We start from the raw sequence: 21,632 nt of genomic DNA, 5'->3' as shown, positions 1-21,632 counted from the left end.
GAGGCCGCGGCAGTCATGCCGAAGGACCGCATGCACCCCGACGCGGCTCGCGCCGCTGCTACAGGGGAATCAGCTGCAATCCTGTAGCAGCTGCGCAAGCTGCATCGGCGGCACTCGCGGTGTGCCTGAATGACCGCGTCGAACCCGGACGCGGCTCGCGCCGCTGCTACAGGGGAATCAGCTGCAATCCCGTAGCAGCTGCGCAAGCTGCGTCGGCGGCACTCGCGATGTGCCTGGATGAACGCGTCTAGCCCGGACGCGGCTCGCGCCGCTGCTACAGGGGAATCAGCTGCAATCCCGTAGCAGCTGCGCAAGCTGCGTCGGCGGCACTCGCGATGCGCCTGGATGAACGCGTCCGGGTCAGAATCCCAGACGGTCGCGCAGGCTGTAATACCAGGCGCCCAGTTGGGTCAAGGGTGCGCCCAGGGCGCGGCCGCCGGGGAAGGGGTAATGGGGCAGGTCGGCAAACGCGTCGAAGCGCTCGGCCTGTCCGCTCAGGGCCTCGGCGAGCACCTTGCCTGCCAAGTGGGTGTACGTCACACCATGCCCGCTACAGCCTTGAGAGTAATAGATGTTGTCGCCCAGGCGACCCATCTGGGGCAGGCGCGACAAGGTCAGCAGGAAGTTGCCTGTCCAGGCGTAGTCGATCTTCACCTGCGCCAGCTGCGGGAACGCCTTGAGCATCTTCGGCCGAATGATCGCCTCGATGTTGGCCGGATCTCGCGCGCCATACACCACGCCACCGCCGAAGATCAGGCGCTTGTCGGCCGTCAGGCGATAGTAGTCGAGCAGGTAGTTGCAGTCCTCCACGCAGTAGTCCTGCGGCAGCAGACTGCGCGCCAGCTCCTCGCCCAAGGGCTGCGTGGCAATCACCTGGGTGCCACACGGCATCGACTTGGCCGCCAGCTCCGGCACCAGGTCGCCCAGATAGGCGTTGCCGGCGACGATGACGAACTTGGCCCGCACCTTGCCTTGAGCGGTATGGACCACCGGGCTTGGGCCGCGCTCGATGCGTGTGGCGGGCGATTGCTCATGAATGCGGCCGCCCAGCGACTCGACTGCCGCCGCTTCGCCCAAGGCCAGGTTCAGCGGATGGATATGACCGCCACTGACATCGAGCAAACCGCCTACGTACTGTTCGCAATCCACAACTTGGCGGATGCGCTTCTCGTCCAGCAGTTCCAGTTGGGTGTGGCCGTAGCGCTCCCACAAACGCTGCTGGGCCTCCAGGTGCTTGAGCTGCTTGGCGGTAAGCGCCGCGAACACACCGCCATTCTTCAGATCGCAGTTGATGCCGTAGCGGGTCACCCGTTCACGGATGATCCGCGCACCCTCGAAGGCCATGTCGCCCAGCAGCCGCGCCTGATCAGCGCCGACGCTGCGCTCGATCACATCCAGATCCCGGCTGTAACTGTTGACGATCTGGCCGCCGTTGCGTCCCGAAGCGCCGAAACCGACCTTGGCCGCTTCCAGCACGCAAACGCTGAAACCCCGCTCGAGCAGAAACAGCGCACTGGACAATCCGGTGTAGCCCGCGCCGATGATGCACACATCCGCTTCGACTTCGCCTTGAAGGGCAGGGCGGGGCGGCGCCGCGTTGGCGGAAGCGGCATAGAAGGACGGTGGATACTGCATGCTGGACATCCGGCAACCTCGGCTCGGTGGAATTCGCCTGTGTCTGGATGCTAGCGCAGTTGCCAGCCGCTCACCAGCGCACTGGATCGGCCGGCGCTGAAAATAATTCCGCATTTCATAGGCTTAGCGTGAGAAAGGAGTTGACAGGCAGCGTCGATTACGTAGAATGCCGCCTCACAGCAGGCACGTAGCTCAGTTGGTTAGAGCACCACCTTGACATGGTGGGGGTCGTTGGTTCGAGTCCAATCGCGCCTACCAAACAAAATCCGCTCTGCTGGGCGGTACGAAAGGGCGATCCGAAAGGGTCGCCCTTTTTTGTGCTCAACGATCGGAAAGTTGCCGGAGGCGTTCCACCAGGGCTTCGAGTTGAGCGCCGCGCATTTCAATCTCGGCGAGTAAGTCGCCAAGCTCCGCGTTTGTTTCCGGTCGATCCAGGCAGCGCCGGACATCGGCCAGGGCGCCGGTGTACGCCTGCTGATGCTGGTGCAGGCGGATCAGGTGCAACGCCAATAGATCATGCTGGAACATCGCGGCCACCTTCTTGCAGTGTTACGGCAGCCTACCAATGCGCGGCCTTGCATGTCGCGGATTCAATTCAACGGCCGCCATTGCACATCGCGCAGCCCTCGGCGTTCGACGTGGCGGCGCAACTGCTCGGCATGTTCCCCCGCATTGGTGCCGCCGTAGACCAGTCCGATTCCCGAGTGCAAGGCCGCGTAGTACCACGCATCGGCGTCGCTCATGTGCGTGTCTCGCTGTTGAAAGCGCCGGGACTCACCGTTGAGTACATAGCGAATCTCGTAATCCGTGAACCGGCTTGTCATATAATGCTCCCGCTTTACCGGGCATCAGACATGCAGGCCATTGGCCAGTTCCGTCATGATGGCAAAAAACTACTATCGATCAGACCGGGTTATCGGGAAGGCGATGGAGACGATGGACAGGACGTCGAACGCAGTGCGGTTCGAGCTGGGCAAGGATGCTTGAGAATGATGAACAGATGGATCGCGTGCATGGCGCTGGCAGTCCTGTTGGCCACTGCCGGCTGGTTCGCCATGGTGATCGACCTGGAAGGGTTGACCTACAGCCGCCATGGCGAATTACCGGATCGTCGGTAAGCTTTCAGCTGGGCTCGGTCGAGGCATCGGCGCCATCGATGTCCGGATCGTCCGGAAGCACCTCGGGCTCGCCGTCATCGGCATCGTTGAGGGCGGCGCCATCGCTGGTCAGGTCATCTGCCAGCGGATCGGCCTCGGCCTGGCCGATCAGCGGGATTGGGTCGATATCGGTATTCATGGCATGCCTCGCAAGTTGACGTTGGGGTCATGCATTGGAGGCATGCCGGAGGGGCAGGTTCTGTTCGATCCGTGACCGTCGGTCATGTCAGGGTTCGACTTCGTTGAATTCGCAGTAATCCTCCCAGCTCAGGCCGAGTGCATCGGCCACTTCCCGATGCACCTCCAGACGCATGGCCTTGAGTTCTTCCGGACTTTCAGCAATCAACTGCAGCGCCAGCTCCCAGGGTTCCAGCCCCTGCGCCTGAGCTTCGTCCTCGAACGCCCACTGCACCTGTTCTGCCTGCTCGCGGGCGTTCAGCACCTGAATCTCTTCGCGCAATTGGGGATGTGCATCGAGAAATATCGCCAATGCGGCTTGGTTGCGGTCTTCTTTGGCGATCATGTCTAGGCCCTGCTGACTGTTGGAAATAAAGCGACATGATGCCATGGCGCCGCCGGCCCGTCAGCGACGGTCAACGGGTGGACGGGCGCGGGGAGGGCGGATGGTGATAAAATCTGCGCCTCGAATTCTGGAGGTAGACGCGTGCGCAAGTTGATGATGGTGATGGCAGTGCTGACGTTGGCCGGGTGCGGCACGGCGTTCGAAAAAGCCCACGAAGCGGTCTCGCAGTTGCTGGAGAACCCCAAGACGGCGCGTTTCACCAATGTGCGCACCACCGACCAGGGCAACTACTGTGGCCAGGTGAAGGGCAAGGACGCCCAAGGCGTCTACGGACCTTACCGCAGCTACGCGGCGATTCCCCATGGCGACCAGTTCGAGGTCGTCATCGACAATGACGGCAACGATCCGCGCGTGCGCGAGGTGTGCGGCAGTGCCGAGGAGCTGCTGCCGCCAGTGGATGTCGCCGAGCAGCAGGGGCAGCAATGGGAGGTGCGTATCGTTTCGGGCCGCAACATGGGCTCGGTGACCGACATGGCCGCCCGGCTGGTGGAAAATGGCTTCGTCGCCAGCTTCGTCCAGCATGACGGCGAAACCATCGTCTATCTGGGGCCATTCGACAGCAAAGCCGAAGCTGAAAAGGAGCGGGCACGTCTGATGGGTTCGCGCGGAATCGAGTCCGTGGTGATGCCGTTCAGCAAGGCGGACACGCCCTGAAGCGAGGGTGCACTTCAGGGCCGCGGCGTCAGCTGCAGGCCTTGAGGTCCACCGGCCCGACGAACGCGTTGCCGTGGCCCATCACACAGGCCACCTGCTGGTTGCGCTGGCGCTCCCAGACCTGCACCGGATAGGTCTTGTCCCACGCCTGGTACAGCTGGGTGTCCTGGCGTGAAAGACGCAGCCCATACTGCTTGCTCATGTACAGATAGGTGCGCGCGATCATGCCGCGGATCGACGGTCGTGGCATGACCTTTTTCGCCTTGAAGTCGACCTGGGTCAGGCACGAACCGTATTGCCCGCGCTGTTCGGGCAGCCAGCCGAAGCTGAAATTGTTCCGGTCGCCGTTCACTTCGCCGATGCTCGGCACCAGGTTGTGCAAGTCGGCTTCGGCGGTCTGATAGACCTTGTCGTTGCGGGTGCAGTTCTTGCGCCCACCGTTCTGCCAGCATTGGCGCTGGTGGCCAATCTGCCAGGCGGGCACGATGTGTTCCCATTCGATACGCGCGGCGCGGTTGGCATTCTTGCGCGGGACATAACCACAGGCGGCGAGGTCCACGCGGTTGCCGCTGTACTTGCAGCCGCAATAGAACTCCGTGGATTGTGGCGCGTACAGCTTCCAGGCGATCTTCTTGGCTTCGCTGAAGGTACGCGGGGCATCGGCGTGGGCGGTGAAACTGAACAGCATCAAACTGACGAACAGACTGCGAACCATCATTGAATCAATCTTCCTTCGGTACAACCCAGAAAATCTGCACGCCACCGTCGTCGCGGTGGGCAAGGGTGACGTTATCGTTCTCGGCGATTTCCTCGAGCATTTGCGCCCAGTCATCTTCGCTCTCGTGTTCGAGCCGAAAGATGAGGGCCGCACGGGACTTCTGCGCGGTGGGTGAGTTGATGATCTTCTGGATGCGCACGCCTAGACGTTCATAGGCGCTCGGCGCGGCGGGGGTGGCAGTGGTCACGACGCGTTTCCTTGATGGGCTGTACGTGCGTACAGTATTTGACTGTAAGACGTTTCGCAATAGCCCTGGGTAAATAGCGGGTTTCTGACAGCGGATTCGCGATTTTTCTTCCGTGTTCAGGAAAAAACCTGAGCCCGATCAGAGACATCCGACAAGTCGCGTCGAATCGAAAGTCCCGGCAGTGATATCGTTATTCGATAACGATATTTAAAATTCCGTTCTTATACCTCTACAGTTCGGCCATTCCCTCGTACTCAATAGCCAGAGTCGGAGCACAACATGGCCGTCGCCCTTTCAGAAATTCCTCGTCAGTCCTTCGAGATCCGTCCGTTGGCCGGCCATGTCGGGGCCGAAATCATCGGCCTGGACTTGCGCCTGCCGCTCAACGACCAGGATTTCGCCAGCATCCACCGGGCCCATCTCGACCATCACGTCGTGGTCTTTCGCGACCAGCGCATCACCCCCCAGCAGCAGATCGACTTCAGCCGCCGTTTCGGTGTGCTGCAGATCCATGTGCTCAAGCAGTTTCTGCTGGCCGGGCACCCGGAGATTCTCATCGTTTCCAACATCGTCGAGAACGGCCAGCCGGTCGGGCTGGGTGACGCGGGCAAGTATTGGCACTCGGACCTGTCGTACAAAGAGCTGCCGAGCCTGGGCTCGATGTTGCATGCGCAGGAGTTGCCCAGCGAGGGCGGCGACACCCTGTTCGCCGACATGCATCGAGCCTGGGACACTCTTCCATCAGCCTTGCGCGAGGCAGTCGAAGGCAGGCAGGCCGTGCACTCGTACACCGCGCGCTACAGCGAGGGCAAGAATGCGGCCAACTGGCGGCCGACCTTGACGGCGGAGCAACTGGCCCAAGTTGTGACCGTGACCCACCCGGTGGTCCGTACCCATCCGGAAAACGGCCGCAAGGCCCTGTTCGTCAGTGAAGGGTTCACCACTCACATCGTCGGCCTTCCGGAAGACGAAAGCCGTGATCTGCGGCAGCAGCTCTATGCCCACAGCGTGCGCGAAGACAACGTCTATCGGCATCAATGGCAAGCCCACGACATGGTCTTCTGGGACAACCGCTCGTTGATTCACCTCGCGGCCGGCTGCCCGGACCACCTGCGGCGCAAGCTGTACCGCACCACCATCCAGGGCGATGCGCCGTTTTGATAGGGAGTCTTGCATGAACGCTGCACTGCCAGGCCACACGGCCAGCGCTGGGACCGATTCGGCAACCGGACAACGGGCGACTCCCGAAACCCTGTTGCAGGTAGAGAACGTCAGCCTCGAATACCGCACCTCCGAACGAGTGGTGCGTGCGACTCACCAGGTCAGCTTCGAAGTCGATCGGGCCGATCGCTTCGTCTTGCTGGGCCCGTCCGGGTGCGGCAAATCCACCTTGCTCAAGGCCGTGGCCGGTTTCATCAAGCCCAGTGAAGGTCAGATCCGCCTCGCGGGTGAGCGGATCGAAGAGCCGGGCCCCGACCGGATCGTGGTGTTTCAGGAGTTCGACCAGCTGCCGGCTTGGAAAACCGTGATCGAAAACGTGATGTTTCCGCTATTGGCGTCGCGCACGCTCAAGCGTGCCGAGGCCAACGAGCGGGCCCGTTACTACCTGGAGAAAGTCGGCTTGAGTGCCTTTGCCGATGCCTACCCGCACACCCTTTCCGGCGGCATGAAAGCGCGGGTGGCGATCGCCCGGGCGTTGGCCATGCAGCCGAAGATCCTGCTCATGGACGAGCCCTTCGCCGCACTCGATGCGCTGACGCGACGCAAGATGCAGGAAGAGCTGCTGGAGCTGTGGCAGGAAGTGCGCTTCACCTTGCTGTTCGTCACCCACTCCATCGAGGAAGCCTTGGTGGTGGGCAATCGCATTCTGCTGCTCTCACCTCATCCGGGCCGGGTGCGGGCCGAGATCAACAGCCACCAGTTCGACCTGGGCAGCCTGGGTGGCGTGGATTTCCAGGCCAGTGCCCAGCGCATTCACCGGCTGCTGTTCGACGAAGGTGAAGAGCCGCTGATGGATCGTCCGGTGGATTTCCAGCATTTGCGCATCGCCTATTGATATCGCTGCACTGACCTCGCCGCATTCGGAGCACATCCATGAGCCTTTCCCCACCCGTGCGTCAGGAGTACGAAGTTGCTCTTGAGCCGTTCACTCAATCCGAACTCGTTCGGGATATTTCCCTGCCTCGGCGCATCTGGCAACAGGCGTGGGTGCGCAAGGGTGTGATCCTGCTCGCCCTGGCCGTGCTCTGGGAGCTGGCGGCACGCTGGCAGAACAACGACCTGCTGCTGCCCAGTTTCCTGCAGACCGCCAACGCCTTCATCGATGGCATCGCCAGTGGCGAACTGCTGAGCAAGGTGTGGATTTCCTTGACCGTGCTGATCAAGGGCTACCTGATCGGCATCGTCCTGGCGTTCGGTTTGACCACCCTGGCGGTGTCGACCCAGCTGGGGCGCGACCTGCTCAGCACGCTGACCGCCATGTTCAACCCGCTGCCGGCCATTGCCCTGTTGCCACTGTCGTTGCTGTGGTTCGGCCTGGGCGAGAACAGCCTGATCTTCGTGCTGGTGCATTCGGTGTTGTGGGCCCTGGCCCTGAACACCTACGCCGGTTTCCTCGGCGTTTCTGAAACCCAGCGCATGGCCGGGCGCAACTATGGACTGCGTGGCTTGCGCTTCGTCTGGTACATCCTGATACCGGCGGCGCTGCCGTCGATCCTGGCGGGCCTCAAGATCGGCTGGGCGTTCGCCTGGCGCACCTTGATCGCCGCCGAACTGGTGTTCGGTGCGTCGTCCGGCAAGGGCGGCCTGGGTTGGTACATCTTCCAGAACCGCAACGAGCTGTACACCGACAAGGTGTTCGCCGGACTGGCCGCAGTGATCCTGATCGGCCTGCTGGTGGAAAACCTGCTGTTCAACACCTTCGAACGTCTGACCATCAAGCGCTGGGGCATGCAGCGCTGATCCCTCAATCCCTGTCCAGAGCATTCAACATGGTATTTGCAAACAAGCTTTCCCTGGCCTGCGGCCTCGCCGCTGCGCTGCTGGCCGGTGGGGCCAGCGCCGAAGGCAAGATCAGCATCGCCCAGCAGTTCGGCATCGGCTACCTCATTCTCGATGTGGTGCGTGACCAGCACCTGATCGAGAAGCACGGCAAGCAGCAGGGCATCGATATCGAGGTGGACTGGAACAGCATTTCCGGCGCCACCGCAATGAACGAGGCGTTGCTCGCCGGTGCGTTGGACGTGGTCTCGGCCGGTGTGCCGCCGATGCTCACCGTGTGGGATCGGACCAAGGGCCGGCAGAACGTCAAGGCCATTGCCTCGCTGGGCTCCATGCCCAACTACCTGCTCAGCAACAACCCAGACGTGAAGACCTTGAAAGACTTCACCGACAAGGATCGCATCGCGGTGCCCGCCGCTGGCGTAGGCTTCCAGTCACGGACCCTGCAGCTGGAAACGGCCAAGCTGTACGGCGACAAGGAATTCAAGAAATTCGACAACATTTCGGTGAGCATTCCCCATCCGGATGCGACCTCGGCACTGATCGCTGGCGGTTCGGAAATCAGCGCGCATTTCTCCAGCCCGCCGTTCCAGTACCAGGCCCTGGAAAACCCCAAGGTGCACAAGGTGCTCAGCAGCTACGACATTCTCGGTGGCCCGGTGACCTTCAACGTGTTGTACACCACGCAGAAATTCCACGACGAAAACCCCAAGACCTACAAGGCGTTCTATGACGCACTGGTGGAAGCGGCGCAGATCGTCACGGCGGACAAGGTCGCCGCCGCCAAGACCTACATCCGTGTCGAGAAATCCACCCTGAGCGAGGCGTTCGTCGAGAAGATCGTGGAGGACCCGGAGATCAACTTCACCGTGGCGCCGCAACGCACCTTCATCTACGCCGAGCGCCTGCATGAGCTGGGCGTGCTGAAGAACAAGGCGCAGAGCTGGAAGGACTACTTCTTCGAAGAAGCGCACGGCGGCGACGGCAGCTGATCATTGCTTAGAAAGCATCGACGCCGACGCTCACATGCCCTGTGAGCGTCGGCGTCTTGCGTTTCAGACGGCGGCGGGTGCGGGCAGGCCGAGGGCAGGGTAGTACTGGGCGAAACGCACGTTGTCGTGCTGGTCGACGAGCTTCTTCAGCCGCTCGTTGAATGCCCGCCCGACACCGTACTGCCCGCCGGACACCGTGCGGAACTGCGCAGTGAGCACGATGCCGTTGAGGTCCATCTTGTCCACCCCGAACACCTGCAGCGGCCCCTGCAGGTTGTGCTTGAGCATCACGTCGTCGACGATCGATTGGCCCGCCTGCTTGATCAGGTCCAAGGCCGTATCGATGTCGCTGTCGTAGGTGAACTGCACCGAAAAGAATGCATAGGCGAACTGCCGGGACTGGTTGGTCACTGCCTTGATCTGGCCGAACGGCACCGAATGCACGAAGCCTTTGCCGTCGCGCAGGCGCAGGGTGCGGATGGTCAGGCTCTCCACGGTGCCCGCATGCCCGGAATCGAGCACCACCCAGTCGCCGATGGCGATGGTGTCTTCGATGAGAATGAACAACCCGGTGATGACATCCTGCACCAACTGTTGCGAGCCGAAGCCGATGGCCAGGCCGACCACCCCGGCACCGGCCAGCAGCGGCGCGACGTTGATGCCCAGGTTGGCCATGGTGGTGATGGTGCAGATCACCAGCAGGATGATTTTGATCGCGTTGCGCAGCATCGGCAGGATGGTCAACACCCGCGTGCTCGGCTGACGCGTGGCACGCTTGCCCACCGAGGGCTTCAGCGCCTCTTGAATGGCGGTGTCCAGCACCACCCACAGCAGCCAGGTGACCAGCAGGATCAAGCCGATGCTGCTCAGCGAATCACTGATGGCGCGGCCCATGCTGTTGCGCGCGGCGAACTCCAGCATCGACACGCCCCAGATCCGCCCCAGCAGCTCGATGAAGGCGATGGCCATGGCGATGCGTGCCACCGCGTGCCCCAGGCTGCGCAGCAGCTCTTTATAGGGACGCAGGCGCGGCGTGGCCGTGGCGGGGGGCTTGAACAGGTGCTGCATGACCGTGCTGAGAAACACCGTGGCGATCAGCAGGACCGTGGTCAGCAACGCATTCTGCAAGGCTTTCTGGCTTTCCTCGCCCGCACCGATCAAATGCACCGCCGACACCAGGATCATCAGCAGGATAGGCAGGTACCACAGGGATGAGAACAGCCGCAGCGATTCCTGCACCGCACGATGCTGAAGACGCTGCGGCAGTGGCCGGTTGCGGATCAGGTGAGCCACCGGCCGGCGCATGCGTACCACCAATACGGCGAACGAGAGGGTGGCGAACAGGCCGGCGACCACCGCCAGGCTGGCAGTGAAATTGGTCCCCAGTTGCCGAGCGATCTGCGGGCTGGTCAGTGCATCGCTGAGGGCGGCAAGAAAGCCGATCATGAACAGCGGCCGTGGCGCATAGCGTCGCAAGGCGCCGACGGCAGCGCGCTTGTGTCCGCTGTCGAACAGGGTGATCACGCACATGATCACCGACGTCGAGAAAATGCCGCTGCTGGTGGCGTAGGCCAGCGACATGCCGATGGCGCGGGCGATGGACATGTCCAGGGAATGACTGGCGTACAGCGTCACCGGCAGTGCGACGATGGCCGCAAGGGTGAAGGGCAGGATATAGCCCAGCAAGTTGTGCAGGCGGGGACGTTCCCGGACGAATCGGCGGCGTGCGCTGCGCGCGACGATGAAGCGTCCGAGGAAATGCACGGCCAGAAACGTGGCCATCCAGCACACCGACAGCAGGATGAAATCGGTCGCCAGGTCCAGCGCCGAGCGTGAATGCCGATTGATCAGCGTGTCGACCTCGCTGGCGGCGCGGTCGGTGCGCAAGCGCCAGGTGTCGAGCACGTGCTCGTCCAGATCTAGCTTTTTCTGCACATCATCGATGCCGTTGCTCAGGGCGCCCAGTAGACCTCCCTGCACCAGTGGCGCGGGGTCTTCGTTGGGTGCATCGGCTGCGGGTGCTTCGGAGGCCTGCAGGCTGAAACTCAGCAGCACTGACAGCAGGAAGAGGGTGAATCTGGCGCGGGAACTGAACACAATGCGGGTCGCTCTATTGGTCGGTACACCAGTCACTGATTGAATTTTGCCGGGCAAGTTCGCCGATTGGCGGCATTTGTCGGGATTGTTCATCTTGCATTTGGAGCATCCGCCATGTGTTCAGGTCGGGTCTGCTACCGTTCATACGTTTCTCATCCAAGGCTTTGATCATGTCGTCGAGCAGCACCTATGCCACCGCCGCACCTGGGCGGCGAGAGCAGTTTTCCACCCGTATCGCTTTCTTCATTGCCGGCTTCGCCATGGCTGCCTGGGCCCCGCTGGTGCCCTTGGCCAAGGCGCGGGCCGAACTCAGCGATGGCAGCCTGGGGTTGCTGTTGCTGGGCCTGGGGGCCGGTTCGATTCTGGCCATGCCGTTGTCCGGTTATCTGTGCGCCCGCTGGGGTTGCCGACGTGTCATCGTCGGTGCCGGCGTGCTGATCTGCCTGATGTTGCCCCTGCTGGCCACTGCCGGGACCCTGCCGCTGTTGATCGGTGCGGTGTTGCTGTTCGGCGCAGGGATGGGGGCCATCGACTGCGCCATGAATATCCAGGCAGTGCTGGTCGAGAAGGCCAGCGGCCGACCGATGATGTCGGGCTTCCATGGCCTGTTCAGCGTCGGTGGCATACTCGGGGCCGGCGGCATGACCGCACTGCTCGCGCTGGGCCTGACGCCGCTGCTGGCAGTGGCCTGTGTGGTGGCAGTGACCCTGCTGGCGGTATTCAAGGCCGCACCCCACCTGCTGCCCTACGGCAACGAAAGCGACGGCCCGTTGTTCGCCATGCCGCGCGGCATCGTGCTGTTTCTCGGTGCGCTGTGCTTCATCGTCTTTCTCACCGAGGGCGCGATGCTCGACTGGAGCGCAGTATTCCTGGTCTCCGAGCGGGACATGCAACCGGCCTATGCCGGACTTGGCTATGCGGCGTTCGCCACTGCCATGACCATCGGCCGTCTGACCGGCGACAGGATCGTCGCTCGCTTCGGTGGAGCGCGGGTCACCTTGTTCGGCGGGCTCTGCGCCGCTGCCGGACTGGCCCTGTCGCTCGCCATCCCGGCCTGGCCTGCGGCGTTGCTGGGTTATGCGCTGATCGGCGCCGGCTGCTCGAACATTGTCCCGGTGCTGTTCACCGCTGTCGGCCGGCAGACCACCATGCCGCAGAGCGCGGCCATCCCGGCCATGACCTCGCTGGGGTATGCGGGGATTCTGGTAGGGCCGGCGTTCATCGGCTTCGTCGCCCACGGCAGCAGCCTGTCGATCGCGCTGGGCGTGCTGATCGTGCTGCTGCTGTTCGTCGCCGCCAGCGGGCGCTACCTGCGAAACTGAAGCGACCGTGCAGGGTCTACGCTGAACGGGGTCCAGTCGACCCTTCATGGTCATTCGATACGGAGTTCAGCCATGCAATTGCACGGATCCTGTCACTGCGGTGCCGTCACCTTCAGCCTGCACAGCGCCCACCCTTATCCTTATCAGCGTTGCTACTGTTCGGTCTGCCGCAAGACCCAGGGCGGCGGTGGCTACGCAATCAACCTGGGGGGCGAGGCCGCGAGCCTCAATGTGCAGGGCCGCAGCCACATCACCGTCTACCACGCCCGGATGCCCGACGAAGACGGCACTGGCACTCACGCCAGCACCGCCGAACGGCATTTCTGTCATCTGTGCGGCAGTGCCTTGTGGCTGTTCGATCCGGCCTGGCCGGAGCTGGTGCATCCCTTTGCCAGCGCCATCGACAGCGAGTTGCCCGTGCCGCCGGAGCACACTCACTTGCTGCTGGACTCCAAGGCAGGGTGGGTTGAGGTGGAAGCCGGCAGGAATGACCGGCAATTCCAGCAGTATCCTGACGAATCGTTGGCTCAATGGCACGAGCGGCTCGGCTTGACTCAGGACTGAGCCCGCGGGCCGTTCGGAAACATGGTGAATCACCTCGGGGGTGTCGTCAGGCCATGGCGCGGCGAACGCCGAGGACGATTCGGCCTCAAAGGCCTGAACCCACCGTGATCGAGGACACGCCATTCATGAAGTTGTCCCTATTGGCGACCATTCTTCTTGGCGCGATGCTGTCCCATTCGGCCTTGGCCGACGTGGCAGCTGCACACGCGCCGCTACGCCAGCCTATCAGCCTGGCTGCAAACGACGCCTCCAACCCCTATAACAGCCCGATCCGACGGATCAACCCCAACAGTCGGCAAGGCACCACTGCGCCCAATCCGCAGCCGCGCCAGCCGACACCGCGCACCGATAACCCGCGGCCGCCGACGCTGGAAAATCGCGGCATCGGCAACGGCGACAACCTGCGCCGGCCAGCCAACGGCACCCAGCAACCCCGCACTGCGCCTGGCACGCGGTGATTCCTCTTTTTTTCCGCTGAAGGATAAGCCCTATGTTGCAGAAAACCCTGTTCGCCTCAGCCTTCGCCGGCCTTGCCCTGTATGGAATGGCCGCTTCGGCCGCCACGGTGAAAACCTATCAGAGCGAACTGGGCCAGGTGACGGTCACTACCGTTGCCGAAGGCCTCAAATACCCCTGGGCTCTGGCGTTCTTGCCGGACAACAAAGGCATGCTGGTGACCGAAAAACCAGGTGATCTGCGCGTGGTCAGCGCCGAAGGCAAGATTTCGTCGCCCATCAGCGGCGTGCCGCAGGTATGGGCGAAGAACCAGGGCGGGCTGCTCGACGTGGTGCTGTCGCCCGACTTCAAGGCTGACCGCATGGTTTATCTGTCGTATGCCGAGCAGGGTGAGGACGGCAAGGGGGGTACGGCAGTGGGGCGCGGCCGGTTGTCCGAGGACCTGACTCACCTGGAAAACTTCACCACGATCTTCCGTCAGGAGCCCAAGCTGTCGGTTGGCAACCATTTCGGTTCGCGGCTGGTGTTCGACCGCGACGGCTATCTGTTCATCGCCTTGGGTGAAAACAACGAGCGCTCGACTTCCCAGGATCTGGACAAGCTGCAGGGCAAGGTTGTGCGTATCTTCCCCGACGGCAAGGTGCCCAAGGACAACCCTTTCGTAGGGCAGAAAAACGTGCGCCCGGAAATCTGGTCGTTCGGCCACCGCAACCAGCAGGGGGCGGCCTTGAACCCGTGGACAGGCACCCTGTGGACACATGAGCACGGCGCCAAGGGTGGCGATGAGCTGAACATCATCGAGAAGGGGGCCAATTACGGCTGGCCGCTCTACACCCACGGCATCAACTATTCCGGCGAGCCGATTCCCGAAGCGAAAGGGAAAACCGGTCCGGGCATCACCGATCCCTACCATGTCTGGGAGAAGTCGCCGGCCATCAGCGGCATGGCGTTCTATGACAATGACAAGTTCAAGCGCTGGAATCACAACCTGTTCATCGGTGGGCTAGCGTCCGAAGACCTGATCCGCCTGCAGTTCGAAGACGACAAGGTGGTGCACGAAGAGCGTCTGCTGGGCGAGCGCGGCGAGCGTATCCGCGACGTGCGTCAGGGTCCCGACGGCTATCTCTACGTGCTGACCGATGACGACGAAGGGGAATTGCTGAAGATCGGCCTGGAATGAATCGGCTCATTTGATCGACGCCGTGAAACCTCTGGGCCATCTTCGAGTCGATTGCTGGTCAACGACTTGCAGGGTCCTGGCGATTTCATGGTCTCAAGAGGTTCAGCATGATCGGCGTCATCATACCCGTGCACAACAAGCAGGCCAGCCTGGACCGATGCCTGCAATCGGTCATGCTGGCCGCCGAGCATGGCACCTTGTGCACCGAGCTGGTCCGTATCGTCGTGGTGTTGGATAACTGCAGCGATCGGTCGCGGGACATTGCCCAGCGCTACCCGGTGCGGTTGATCGATATTGGCGCTGGCAGCAAAGTCACTGCCCGGGCGGCGGGCGCTGCTCATCTGGTCCAGGCTGGAGCGCGTTGGCTGGCCTGGACCGAGGCCGACGCTCGCGTTCCCGATGACTGGCTGGCGGCTCAGTTGGCGTACCGGGTGGATGCGGTCTGTGGTCGCGTGGACCTCGAACCGGGCATGTTGAAGGCAGTTGCCGGCCAGCGTCGCCGACGGTCCATTGCCTTTGACGAGCCGCGGCCCAGTGTTCATGGTGCGAACCTGGGCATCAGTGCCGCAGCCTATGCGGAGGCGGGCGGGCTCAAGGCGGGGCAGGATGAGGTGCAGCTGATTCGTCAGATTGAATCCAGTGGTCGGCGTATCGCCTGGAGTGGTTCGGTGCGTGTGAGGCGTGGTACACCGGTTGGCAGTGGTTATGGCGAGCCGGTGCGGCTTCCGGCATTGAGCAAGGTCAGTGGGTTCTGAAATGTTGAATGTGATTACGCTGGTGCATGGCCGCGAGCGGCAGCTGGACAATGTCATCCGCGGACTGGAGCGGGGTAGTCTGATGCCGGAGGCGCTCTGGGTGGTGTTCATGAACCAGCCTGCGCGTCATCTGCACAGCGAGTGTTTTCCGATTCACTGCCTGATGGTCGACGATGCTTCCCACGGTCTGCCACTGGCCAGGGCGCGCAATGCAGTGCGCCAGTGTGAAGGCGAGCAGTGGGTGTTTCTCGACGTGGACTGCATTCCTGGTGAAAGCCTGCTTCGTGATTATGAGGCCGCGTTGCGCGAGATGCCTGGATCCTTGCATCTGGGCGAGGTGCGCTATCTGCCCAGCACCGCGCAGATGGAGGGCTGGACCCATGCCACGCTGGCCCGCGATGGGGTGGCCCACCCGTTGAGCCAATACCGGGGCGCACCGGGATCGCTGCTGCCCCATCATCTGTTCTGGTCGCTGAATTTTGCCTGTACGCGAGCGGTTTTCGAACGCATTGGTGGGTTCGACGAGGGGTATCTGGGCTACGGCGCTGAAGACACCGATTTCGCTTTCAGTGCGCGTCGGCAGGGTGTCGAGTTGAGAACGGCGGCGGCCCAGGCTTTCCACCAATACCATCCCACCTGGCGTCCGCCGCTCAACCATTTCTCCGCGATCGTGGCCAATGCGCAGCGCTTCCATCAACGCTGGCAGGAGTGGCCCATGGAGGGCTGGCTTGGCGAGTTCGTCGAGCTGGGTCTGGTGAGCTGGTCCGCGCAATCGTTGCAGATTCTGCGCCATCCAACCGATGCGGAAGTCGACGCCTGCCTGGATCGTGCGGGCTCGGGGTTCTGAAGCGTTCGTCCGATTCGGCAACGATTGCTGGCTTGCTCACGGCTCACCGGTTTCCTACCTTGACGGATTTGCGGAGGCCAGGGAATGTCGGCGTGCAGGAGGGCCTGTGGGTTGCGCAAGGGGCGCGCGAGCGAAGTGGGTCAGGTGTATTCGATCACCTGTGTGACGGCAGATCGGGAATCGGTGTTTGCCTGTTGGCGAAGTGCTCGGTTGTTGGTGGCTCAGTTGCGGGCCATGCATGAGTCGGGGGATGTCGAGTCACTGGCATGGGTGGTGATGCCGGATCACGTGCATTGGTTGTTTCAACTGCGCAAGGGCGACCTTGCCACGGTCATCTGCCGCATGAAAGCGCGCAGCAGCCTGGCCATCAATCGCCGCAACGCGACTTGCGGCCGCCTTTGGCAGAAAGGCTACTGCGACCGAGCGATGCGCCGCGAAGACGACCTGCGAGTGGCAGCCCGCTACATCATCATGAACCCCGTTCGCGCTGGCCTGGTCGAGAAGGTCGGTGATTATCCGCTGTGGGATGCGATCTGGCTGTGATTGGCAAGCGCATCGACTGCAGACGCGTTGTGTCAGAGATATCGCATGCACCGCCGACGCGGCTTGCGCCGCTGCTACAGGGTCCGCGTTTGCCGGGACCTCTGTGCATCGCCGACATGCACGCCCACCTGTAGCAGCGGCGCGAGCCGCGTCCGGGGGTGGTGCGGTGGGTCAGGAGAAATGCGTAGATCGCCGACGCGGCTTGCGCCGCTGCTACAGGGGGCGCGGCGTGTAGCAGCGGCGCGAGCCGCGTCGGGGGGGTGGTGGGTTGGGTGAAATGCGTATACCGCTACACGGGATCGCGTTCGAGGAGGTGGGCGATGCGGCTGACCAGGTCGCCCATGCGGAAGGGTTTGATGACCAGGTCCATGCCCTCGGCGAGGAAGGTCTGCAGGTCCAGGGCGTTTTCGGCGTAGCCGGTCATGAACAGTACCGGCAGCTCGGGGCGCATGTCGCGGGCGGCGTCGGCGAGGACGCGGCCGTTCATTTGCGGCAAGCCCACATCGGTCAGCAGCAGCTGGATCGACGGGTCGGTGCGCAGGGCTTCCAAGGCATCCAGCGCGCTGTCCACCTCGGTGCAGCGGTAGCCCGCATCGGTCAGCGCCTCGACCACGAACATCCGTACCGACGCCATGTCTTCCACGATCAACAGGTGCTCACCCTTGCCGCGATTCTCCAACTGCACCGGTTCGCTGGGCAGCGGCAGCAGCGCCAGGCCGGCCGGGAGCATCAAGGTGACCTCGGTGCCATGGCCGAGCAGGCTGCGAATTCTCACATCACCGCCAGACTGCCGGGCAAAACCGTAGATCGTCGACAGGCCCAACCCCGTGCCCTTGCCGACCGCCTTGGTGGTGAAAAACGGATCGAAGACCTTGTCGATGATGCTGTGATCGATCCCCGTACCGTCGTCGCGCACCGACAGCACCACGTAGTCGCCGTCGGCCAGGCGCGTGTCGCCTCGCGAATAGGCAGCGAAGGTCGACAGGCGGATATTGCCGCCTTCGGGCAGCGCATCGCGGGCGTTGATCACCAGGTTCAGCACGGCGTTTTCGAACTGGATCGGATCGACCATGGCAATCGCCGCGCTGTCGGTCAGGTCCAGGCTCAAGGTGATCCGCTCGCCGATGGTGCGGCGCAGCAGGTCTTCCAATGAATGCACGTGCTGATTGATCGCGATCGGCCGGGTGTCCAGCGGCTGCTGGCGGGCGAAGGCGAGCATGCGATGGGTGAGGGCAGCAGCGTTGGTGGCCGACTGCAGCGCCGCGTCGGCGTAGCGGGACACGGTCTTGTCGACGCTGGCTGTGGCACCGGCTGGTTCCACACGCTTCTTGATGAGTTCCAGCGCCGTGATGATACCGGTCAGCAGGTTGTTGAAGTCGTGGGCGATGCCCCCGGTGAGCTTGCCCAGGGCGTCCATCTTCTGCACCTGCAGCAGCTGCGTTTCGGTGCGTGCCCGCTCCGCCACTTCCTGGGCCAGCAAGGTCTGGGCGTCAGCCAACTGGATCTGCTGTTGACGCTCGCGCTGACGATGCTCGGTGACGTCCTCGATGAACACCAGGCTATGCCCAGGAGCGCGATAGGGCGAGACCTGCCATTCGGTTTCACGCAGCTGTTCGTCGACCTTGAGAGTCAGGTTGCCACGCCAGCGTTCGCCCTTGCTCAAGCGCACCTGCAGATCGTCCAGCACCGATTCCTGGCCCGCAGCCAGTTGCGCCTGCAGGCTGGTCAGCGAGACCGGCGTGGGCAAGAGCTGGGAGAAGGCATGGTTGCACTCGATCACCTGCAACTGCTCGTCGATCACCGCGATGGGGGCGGCGATGTTGGCGAAAATCTCGCGAAAACGCGCCTCGCTCTCGCGCAGCGCGTTTTCCGTGTCGCGCACGCGCAACAGCGTGCGCAACGTCGCCAGCAGCACATCGGCATCGACCGGATGTATCAGGTAGGCGTCGGCACCGGCTTCCAGCCCGGTGATGATGTCGCCGGTCTGGATCGACGCCGCCGAGACATGGATGATCGGCAGCAAGGCCGTGGCCGGCTTGGCGCGCAGCAGGCGGACGATGTCGAAACCGCTCATGTCCGGCAGGTTGACGTCCAGGATCAGCGCATCCAGCGGCTCGCTGGCGATGAGCGCAAGGCCATCGCCACCGGTGCCGGCTTCCAGGATGGTGATGTCGTGCTGCTCCAATCGGCGCCGCAAGGCGTAGCGCGTGGCGCTGTTGTCGTCGACGATGAGGACGCGCACTTCAGGTGTCATGGCCAGGCTCCGGCGCGATGGCCAACGGAATGATCACAAAGAATGTCGAACCCACGCCTGGACTGCTCTCCACGCCTACCGTACCACCCAGCAGTTCGGCAAAGCGCTTGCACAGCGACAGGCCCAGCCCCGTGCCGCGCAGGCGCTTCTGCACCGGAGAATCGATCTGGGCGAAGTCCTCGAACAGGGTGCCATGCAATTCTGCGGGAATGCCGATACCGGTATCGGTCACGGCGAAGCGGATCTGCGACGGCGATTCCAGCTTGGCCGACACCCGCACTTCGCCCGCGAGGGTAAACTTCAGCGAGTTGGAAATGAAGTTGCGCAGGATCTGCGCCAGCTTCTTGTCATCGGTGTACAGCCTTGGCAGCCCGGCAGGCTCTTCGAAAATCAGGTCCACAGCGCTGGCATTGACGATCGGCCGGAACATGCCGCGCAACGCCGAGAACAGATCGAACATGTCGAACCAGGCGGGCGAGATGGTGATCCGCCCGGCCTCGATCTTGGCCAGATCGAGCAGGTCATCGACCATGTCGCTGAGCTCCTGCGCAGCGTTGGTGATGAAACTCACCTGTTTCTGCTGTTCCGGCGCCAAGGGGCCGTCCAGCTCGTCGGCGAGCAGACCGGTGATGCTCAGGATCGAACCCAGCGGCGTGCGGAACTCGTGGCTCATGTACGACAGGAAGCGGCTCTTGAGGTCCGAAGCCTGGCGCAGTTCTTCGGCCTGGCCGTCGAGTTCGCCGTACAGCGCCAGCACGCCCTGGTTGGTCTCATCCAGTTCTTCACGCAGGGCTTGTGCTTCGGCACGCAACTGGGCGATCAGGGCCGCGCTGGCCTGGGCGTCCAGTTCGAGGGGTTCAGACATGGGCGGGCTCCAGGGCGATAACCAATACGGTGATGTCGTCACGACCGCGACAGAAGTCGCGGTACAGCACTGACGCGATGATGGCGGGGTGCAGGTGGATCAGGCCGGGGTAGTCAGCCATGTTCCAGCGTGACTGCAGGCCATCGCTGTACAGGATCAGCACCTGCTGGCTGGCGTCATCGAAGGTGAAGGTCTGCGCGCGCCGGAACTGCGCGCCGACGATCCCTGGATGGGAAGCCAGCCCGCGGCTCTTGCCGGGTGCGACCAGCGTAGCGCCGATGTTGCCGATACCGGCGAAACGCAACTGAGCCGAGTCGTAGTCGAACTGGGCCACGGCCGCCGCCCCACCACGAGTGCCGTTCATGGCCTGATGCAACTCATCGAGCACCTGTTCGGGCCGCGCGAACGGCGCCTGCGCGAATGCCTGGCATCCGGCACGGGCAGCCTTTTCGGCTTCCTCGCCATGCCCCAGGCCATCCACCACCAGTGCGCTGATGCCTTCGCCGGCGAAGGCCACCTGCCAGGCGTCGCCGCAGGCCGGATCATCGTGCAGCGAGCGTTGGGTCACGCCCAGGCGCAGGTCGGCTTGCGCGTCGCGCTTGCGGTACAGCCGTGCCAGCACCACCGAGCCGCGCGCGTCGCTGTAGACGTCGAAGATTTCCGATTGCCGCGCCAGCGCGCCGAGGCCGATGCCTTGGGTACCGCGCGTGGAGTAGCCATCGGCCAGGCATTCCTGCAGCTCGAAGCCCGTACCGCGATCCAGCGCCAGCAGTTCCACACCCGGCGAGGTGGGATGGGGCAGGGCACGCAGGTGCAACTCGCCATGACCTGCGTGCTTGAGGACATTGCTGGCCAGCTCGGTCGCGACCAGCGCCACGCGGCCGCAGTCGGTTTCATCCAGGTCTTGGGCCTGTGCCATCTGCTGCGCGGCACGACGGGCTTCGCCGACCTGGCTGGAGTCCTGCAGCGCGATCACCTGAGTGATGGCGCTGCGCAAGGTCAGGTCCATCGAGTGATCGTCACGCGAGTGCCTTGGCCGGGCGCGGTGTCCAGTTCGAATTCTTCCACCAGCCGCCGTGCGCCGGTCAGGCCCAGACCCAGGCCATTGCCGGAGGTCCAGCCGTCGGTCAGGGCCAGCTTGAGGTCGGGAATGCCCGGGCCTTCGTCGCGGAAGGTCAGGCGCAGACCTTTGCGTACGCCGTCGTCGAGAATCTGCCAGTCCATGTCGCCACCACCGCCATAGACCACGGTGTTGCGAGCCAGCTCGCTGACCGCAGTCACCAGCTTGGTCAGGTCGATCAGACGCATGCCGCAGTCCTGGGCCAGCTTGCGCGCGGTCTGGCGAGCCAGCACCACGTCCTGTTCCAGGCGCACCGGTTGGCTGCCGCTGCTTTCGACGTTCATGAGCCGTTCACTCGGGCCTGCAGCAGGCGCATGCCGCGCTCCACGTTGAGCGCGGTGCTGACGCCGGGCAGGTTCATGCCCAGCTCGACCAGGGTGATGGCCACGGCAGGCTGCATGCCGACCAGGACGGTCTCGGCGTCCATGATCCGCGACAGCCCGGAGATGGTGCCGATCATGCGGCCGATGAACGAGTCGACCATGTCCAGCGCCGAGATATCGATCAACACGCCACGGGCGGACGTCTTGCTGATCTTCTCCGCAAGGTCATCCTGCAAGGTCATCGCCAGTTGATCGTGCATGTCGACCTGGATGGTCACCAGCAAGTAGGGCCCCATCTGCAATATCGGGATGCGTTCCAT

26 protein-coding genes and 1 tRNA gene are annotated in these 21,632 nt (G+C 63.1%); 14 read left to right on the top strand and 13 right to left on the bottom strand.

What is annotated here, in order from left to right:
* Positions 1-360 precede the first annotated feature (360 nt).
* Positions 361-1,644 (bottom strand): NAD(P)/FAD-dependent oxidoreductase, encoded by a 1,284-nt coding sequence (locus tag BLV18_RS10450; RefSeq protein WP_090358322.1) that lies wholly within the window; start codon positions 1,642-1,644, stop codon positions 361-363.
* A 172-nt stretch (positions 1,645-1,816) separates the two neighbouring features.
* Here BLV18_RS10450 and BLV18_RS10445 point away from each other — a divergent pair.
* Positions 1,817-1,893 (top strand) — tRNA-Val (locus BLV18_RS10445).
* 63 nt (positions 1,894-1,956) lie between these two features.
* Here the strand turns inward: BLV18_RS10445 and BLV18_RS10440 are convergent.
* Together BLV18_RS10440 and BLV18_RS10435 are read right to left on the bottom strand one after the other, a co-directional pair.
* The gene (locus BLV18_RS10440) at positions 1,957-2,163 is read right to left on the bottom strand and encodes a hypothetical protein (protein ID WP_090358320.1); all 207 of its coding nucleotides are present in this window, start codon (positions 2,161-2,163) and stop codon (positions 1,957-1,959) included.
* A gap of 62 nt (positions 2,164-2,225) precedes the next feature.
* Positions 2,226-2,459, bottom strand: a complete 234-nt coding sequence (locus BLV18_RS10435; protein WP_056842728.1) for a DUF6555 family protein — start codon at positions 2,457-2,459, stop codon at positions 2,226-2,228.
* A 165-nt stretch (positions 2,460-2,624) separates the two neighbouring features.
* Here BLV18_RS10435 and BLV18_RS22600 point away from each other — a divergent pair, with 165 nt between their 5' ends.
* Complete coding sequence (locus BLV18_RS22600) at positions 2,625-2,753, top strand: hypothetical protein (protein WP_274604603.1); 129 nt, start codon at positions 2,625-2,627, stop codon at positions 2,751-2,753.
* Between the two features lie 4 nt (positions 2,754-2,757).
* Here the strand turns inward: BLV18_RS22600 and BLV18_RS22350 are convergent, their stop codons facing one another.
* A complete protein-coding gene (locus BLV18_RS22350; protein ID WP_161804287.1) occupies positions 2,758-2,931 on the bottom strand; it encodes a hypothetical protein in 174 nt (57 codons plus the stop codon).
* Positions 2,932-3,018: 87 nt separating this feature from the next.
* Complete coding sequence (locus BLV18_RS10430) at positions 3,019-3,315, bottom strand: DUF6388 family protein (RefSeq protein WP_090358316.1); 297 nt, start codon at positions 3,313-3,315, stop codon at positions 3,019-3,021.
* A gap of 141 nt (positions 3,316-3,456) precedes the next feature.
* Here BLV18_RS10430 and BLV18_RS10425 point away from each other — a divergent pair, with 141 nt between their 5' ends.
* On the top strand, positions 3,457-4,029 hold the full coding sequence (locus BLV18_RS10425; RefSeq protein WP_056842726.1) for an SPOR domain-containing protein: 573 nt from the start codon (positions 3,457-3,459) through the stop codon (positions 4,027-4,029).
* 28 nt (positions 4,030-4,057) lie between these two features.
* Here the strand turns inward: BLV18_RS10425 and BLV18_RS10420 are convergent, their stop codons facing one another.
* Both BLV18_RS10420 and BLV18_RS10415 read right to left on the bottom strand, forming a co-directional pair.
* Positions 4,058-4,747 carry an endonuclease gene (locus BLV18_RS10420; RefSeq protein WP_090358313.1) on the bottom strand — a complete coding sequence of 230 codons (690 nt, stop codon included), beginning with the start codon at positions 4,745-4,747 and terminating at the stop codon, positions 4,058-4,060.
* A 4-nt stretch (positions 4,748-4,751) separates the two neighbouring features.
* Positions 4,752-4,994: a DUF1654 domain-containing protein gene (locus BLV18_RS10415; RefSeq protein WP_049859571.1), complete on the bottom strand. Its 243-nt coding sequence runs from the start codon at positions 4,992-4,994 to the stop codon at positions 4,752-4,754.
* A 279-nt stretch (positions 4,995-5,273) separates the two neighbouring features.
* Between BLV18_RS10415 and BLV18_RS10410 the strand changes: the two genes are divergently transcribed.
* From BLV18_RS10410 to BLV18_RS10395, 4 genes are read left to right on the top strand one after another with little or no spacing between them, the layout of a single operon-like run.
* Complete coding sequence (locus tag BLV18_RS10410) at positions 5,274-6,155, top strand: TauD/TfdA dioxygenase family protein (protein ID WP_090358312.1); 882 nt, start codon at positions 5,274-5,276, stop codon at positions 6,153-6,155.
* Between the two features lie 13 nt (positions 6,156-6,168).
* A complete protein-coding gene (locus tag BLV18_RS10405) occupies positions 6,169-7,050 on the top strand; it encodes an ABC transporter ATP-binding protein (protein WP_090358309.1) in 882 nt (293 codons plus the stop codon).
* 38 nt (positions 7,051-7,088) lie between these two features.
* Entirely contained in the window at positions 7,089-7,955 is an 867-nt protein-coding gene (locus BLV18_RS10400; RefSeq protein WP_090358306.1) for an ABC transporter permease, read from the top strand.
* A 29-nt stretch (positions 7,956-7,984) separates the two neighbouring features.
* Positions 7,985-8,986 (top strand): ABC transporter substrate-binding protein, encoded by a 1,002-nt coding sequence (locus tag BLV18_RS10395; RefSeq protein ID WP_090358304.1) that lies wholly within the window; start codon positions 7,985-7,987, stop codon positions 8,984-8,986.
* Positions 8,987-9,049: 63 nt separating this feature from the next.
* Here the strand turns inward: BLV18_RS10395 and BLV18_RS10390 are convergent, their stop codons facing one another.
* Complete coding sequence (locus BLV18_RS10390) at positions 9,050-11,083, bottom strand: mechanosensitive ion channel family protein (protein WP_244156842.1); 2,034 nt, start codon at positions 11,081-11,083, stop codon at positions 9,050-9,052.
* 170 nt (positions 11,084-11,253) lie between these two features.
* Here BLV18_RS10390 and BLV18_RS10385 point away from each other — a divergent pair, with 170 nt between their 5' ends.
* The 7 genes from BLV18_RS10385 to BLV18_RS10355 all read left to right on the top strand — a co-directional run bounded on the left by BLV18_RS10385 (position 11,254) and on the right by BLV18_RS10355 (position 16,750).
* On the top strand, positions 11,254-12,405 hold the full coding sequence (locus BLV18_RS10385) for an MFS transporter (RefSeq protein ID WP_056842722.1): 1,152 nt from the start codon (positions 11,254-11,256) through the stop codon (positions 12,403-12,405).
* 72 nt (positions 12,406-12,477) lie between these two features.
* Positions 12,478-12,969, top strand: a complete 492-nt coding sequence (locus BLV18_RS10380) for a GFA family protein (RefSeq protein WP_090358302.1) — start codon at positions 12,478-12,480, stop codon at positions 12,967-12,969.
* Between the two features lie 125 nt (positions 12,970-13,094).
* Entirely contained in the window at positions 13,095-13,427 is a 333-nt protein-coding gene (locus BLV18_RS10375) for a hypothetical protein (protein WP_425272624.1), read from the top strand.
* A gap of 32 nt (positions 13,428-13,459) precedes the next feature.
* Positions 13,460-14,605 (top strand): PQQ-dependent sugar dehydrogenase, encoded by a 1,146-nt coding sequence (locus BLV18_RS10370; RefSeq protein ID WP_090358300.1) that lies wholly within the window; start codon positions 13,460-13,462, stop codon positions 14,603-14,605.
* Positions 14,606-14,712: 107 nt separating this feature from the next.
* Complete coding sequence (locus BLV18_RS10365) at positions 14,713-15,360, top strand: glycosyltransferase family 2 protein (RefSeq protein ID WP_090358297.1); 648 nt, start codon at positions 14,713-14,715, stop codon at positions 15,358-15,360.
* Position 15,361: 1 nt separating this feature from the next.
* A complete protein-coding gene (locus BLV18_RS10360; RefSeq protein ID WP_244156841.1) occupies positions 15,362-16,207 on the top strand; it encodes a glycosyltransferase family 2 protein in 846 nt (281 codons plus the stop codon).
* Between the two features lie 84 nt (positions 16,208-16,291).
* On the top strand, positions 16,292-16,750 hold the full coding sequence (locus BLV18_RS10355) for an REP-associated tyrosine transposase (RefSeq protein ID WP_090358295.1): 459 nt from the start codon (positions 16,292-16,294) through the stop codon (positions 16,748-16,750).
* Between the two features lie 289 nt (positions 16,751-17,039).
* Here the strand turns inward: BLV18_RS10355 and BLV18_RS10350 are convergent, their stop codons facing one another.
* The 5 genes from BLV18_RS10350 to BLV18_RS10330 are packed head-to-tail and all read right to left on the bottom strand — an operon-like array spanning position 17,040 to position 21,632.
* The gene (locus BLV18_RS10350; protein WP_090358293.1) at positions 17,040-19,004 is read right to left on the bottom strand and encodes a PAS domain-containing hybrid sensor histidine kinase/response regulator; all 1,965 of its coding nucleotides are present in this window, start codon (positions 19,002-19,004) and stop codon (positions 17,040-17,042) included.
* Positions 18,994-19,869, bottom strand: coding sequence for a sensor histidine kinase (locus tag BLV18_RS10345; RefSeq protein WP_056842717.1), 876 nt, complete (start codon positions 19,867-19,869; stop codon positions 18,994-18,996). Before BLV18_RS10345 ends, BLV18_RS10350 begins: the two co-directional genes overlap by 11 nt.
* Positions 19,862-20,878 (bottom strand): SpoIIE family protein phosphatase, encoded by a 1,017-nt coding sequence (locus BLV18_RS10340; protein WP_208598853.1) that lies wholly within the window; start codon positions 20,876-20,878, stop codon positions 19,862-19,864. Before BLV18_RS10340 ends, BLV18_RS10345 begins: the two co-directional genes overlap by 8 nt.
* Positions 20,869-21,273: an anti-sigma regulatory factor gene (locus BLV18_RS10335; RefSeq protein ID WP_049859585.1), complete on the bottom strand. Its 405-nt coding sequence runs from the start codon at positions 21,271-21,273 to the stop codon at positions 20,869-20,871. The genes BLV18_RS10340 and BLV18_RS10335 overlap by 10 nt, the downstream gene beginning before the upstream one ends.
* Positions 21,270-21,632 carry an STAS domain-containing protein gene (locus BLV18_RS10330; protein WP_090358291.1) on the bottom strand — a complete coding sequence of 121 codons (363 nt, stop codon included), beginning with the start codon at positions 21,630-21,632 and terminating at the stop codon, positions 21,270-21,272. Before BLV18_RS10330 ends, BLV18_RS10335 begins: the two co-directional genes overlap by 4 nt.

The organism is Pseudomonas coleopterorum (assembly GCF_900105555.1).
GTDB classification, from domain to species: Bacteria; Pseudomonadota; Gammaproteobacteria; order Pseudomonadales; family Pseudomonadaceae; genus Aquipseudomonas; species Aquipseudomonas coleopterorum.
This window is presented reverse-complemented; position numbering and strand designations above follow the sequence as displayed.

Bases quoted from the DNA above. Each gene is read 5' to 3' on its own strand.
- BLV18_RS10405 (WP_090358309.1), top strand. From the start codon at position 6,169: ATGAACGCTGCACTGCCAGGCCACACGGCCAGCGCTGGGACCGATTCG.
- BLV18_RS10410 (WP_090358312.1), top strand. From the start codon at position 5,274: ATGGCCGTCGCCCTTTCAGAAATTCCTCGTCAGTCCTTCGAGATCCGT.
- BLV18_RS10380 (WP_090358302.1), top strand. From the start codon at position 12,478: ATGCAATTGCACGGATCCTGTCACTGCGGTGCCGTCACCTTCAGCCTG.
- BLV18_RS10355 (WP_090358295.1), top strand. From the start codon at position 16,292: ATGTCGGCGTGCAGGAGGGCCTGTGGGTTGCGCAAGGGGCGCGCGAGC.
- BLV18_RS22350 (WP_161804287.1), bottom strand. From the start codon at position 2,931: ATGAATACCGATATCGACCCAATCCCGCTGATCGGCCAGGCCGAGGCC.
- BLV18_RS10370 (WP_090358300.1), top strand. From the start codon at position 13,460: ATGTTGCAGAAAACCCTGTTCGCCTCAGCCTTCGCCGGCCTTGCCCTG.
- BLV18_RS10360 (WP_244156841.1), top strand. From the start codon at position 15,362: ATGTTGAATGTGATTACGCTGGTGCATGGCCGCGAGCGGCAGCTGGAC.
- BLV18_RS10450 (WP_090358322.1), bottom strand. From the start codon at position 1,644: ATGTCCAGCATGCAGTATCCACCGTCCTTCTATGCCGCTTCCGCCAAC.
- BLV18_RS10400 (WP_090358306.1), top strand. From the start codon at position 7,089: ATGAGCCTTTCCCCACCCGTGCGTCAGGAGTACGAAGTTGCTCTTGAG.
- BLV18_RS10330 (WP_090358291.1), bottom strand. From the start codon at position 21,632: ATGGAACGCATCCCGATATTGCAGATGGGGCCCTACTTGCTGGTGACC.
- BLV18_RS10350 (WP_090358293.1), bottom strand. From the start codon at position 19,004: ATGACACCTGAAGTGCGCGTCCTCATCGTCGACGACAACAGCGCCACG.
- BLV18_RS10420 (WP_090358313.1), bottom strand. From the start codon at position 4,747: ATGATGGTTCGCAGTCTGTTCGTCAGTTTGATGCTGTTCAGTTTCACC.
- BLV18_RS10385 (WP_056842722.1), top strand. From the start codon at position 11,254: ATGTCGTCGAGCAGCACCTATGCCACCGCCGCACCTGGGCGGCGAGAG.
- BLV18_RS10345 (WP_056842717.1), bottom strand. From the start codon at position 19,869: ATGTCTGAACCCCTCGAACTGGACGCCCAGGCCAGCGCGGCCCTGATC.
- BLV18_RS22600 (WP_274604603.1), top strand. From the start codon at position 2,625: ATGATGAACAGATGGATCGCGTGCATGGCGCTGGCAGTCCTGTTGGCC.
- BLV18_RS10395 (WP_090358304.1), top strand. From the start codon at position 7,985: ATGGTATTTGCAAACAAGCTTTCCCTGGCCTGCGGCCTCGCCGCTGCG.
- BLV18_RS10435 (WP_056842728.1), bottom strand. From the start codon at position 2,459: ATGACAAGCCGGTTCACGGATTACGAGATTCGCTATGTACTCAACGGT.
- BLV18_RS10430 (WP_090358316.1), bottom strand. From the start codon at position 3,315: ATGATCGCCAAAGAAGACCGCAACCAAGCCGCATTGGCGATATTTCTC.
- BLV18_RS10335 (WP_049859585.1), bottom strand. From the start codon at position 21,273: ATGAACGTCGAAAGCAGCGGCAGCCAACCGGTGCGCCTGGAACAGGAC.
- BLV18_RS10365 (WP_090358297.1), top strand. From the start codon at position 14,713: ATGATCGGCGTCATCATACCCGTGCACAACAAGCAGGCCAGCCTGGAC.
- BLV18_RS10340 (WP_208598853.1), bottom strand. From the start codon at position 20,878: ATGGACCTGACCTTGCGCAGCGCCATCACTCAGGTGATCGCGCTGCAG.
- BLV18_RS10440 (WP_090358320.1), bottom strand. From the start codon at position 2,163: ATGTTCCAGCATGATCTATTGGCGTTGCACCTGATCCGCCTGCACCAG.
- BLV18_RS10375 (WP_425272624.1), top strand. From the start codon at position 13,095: ATGAAGTTGTCCCTATTGGCGACCATTCTTCTTGGCGCGATGCTGTCC.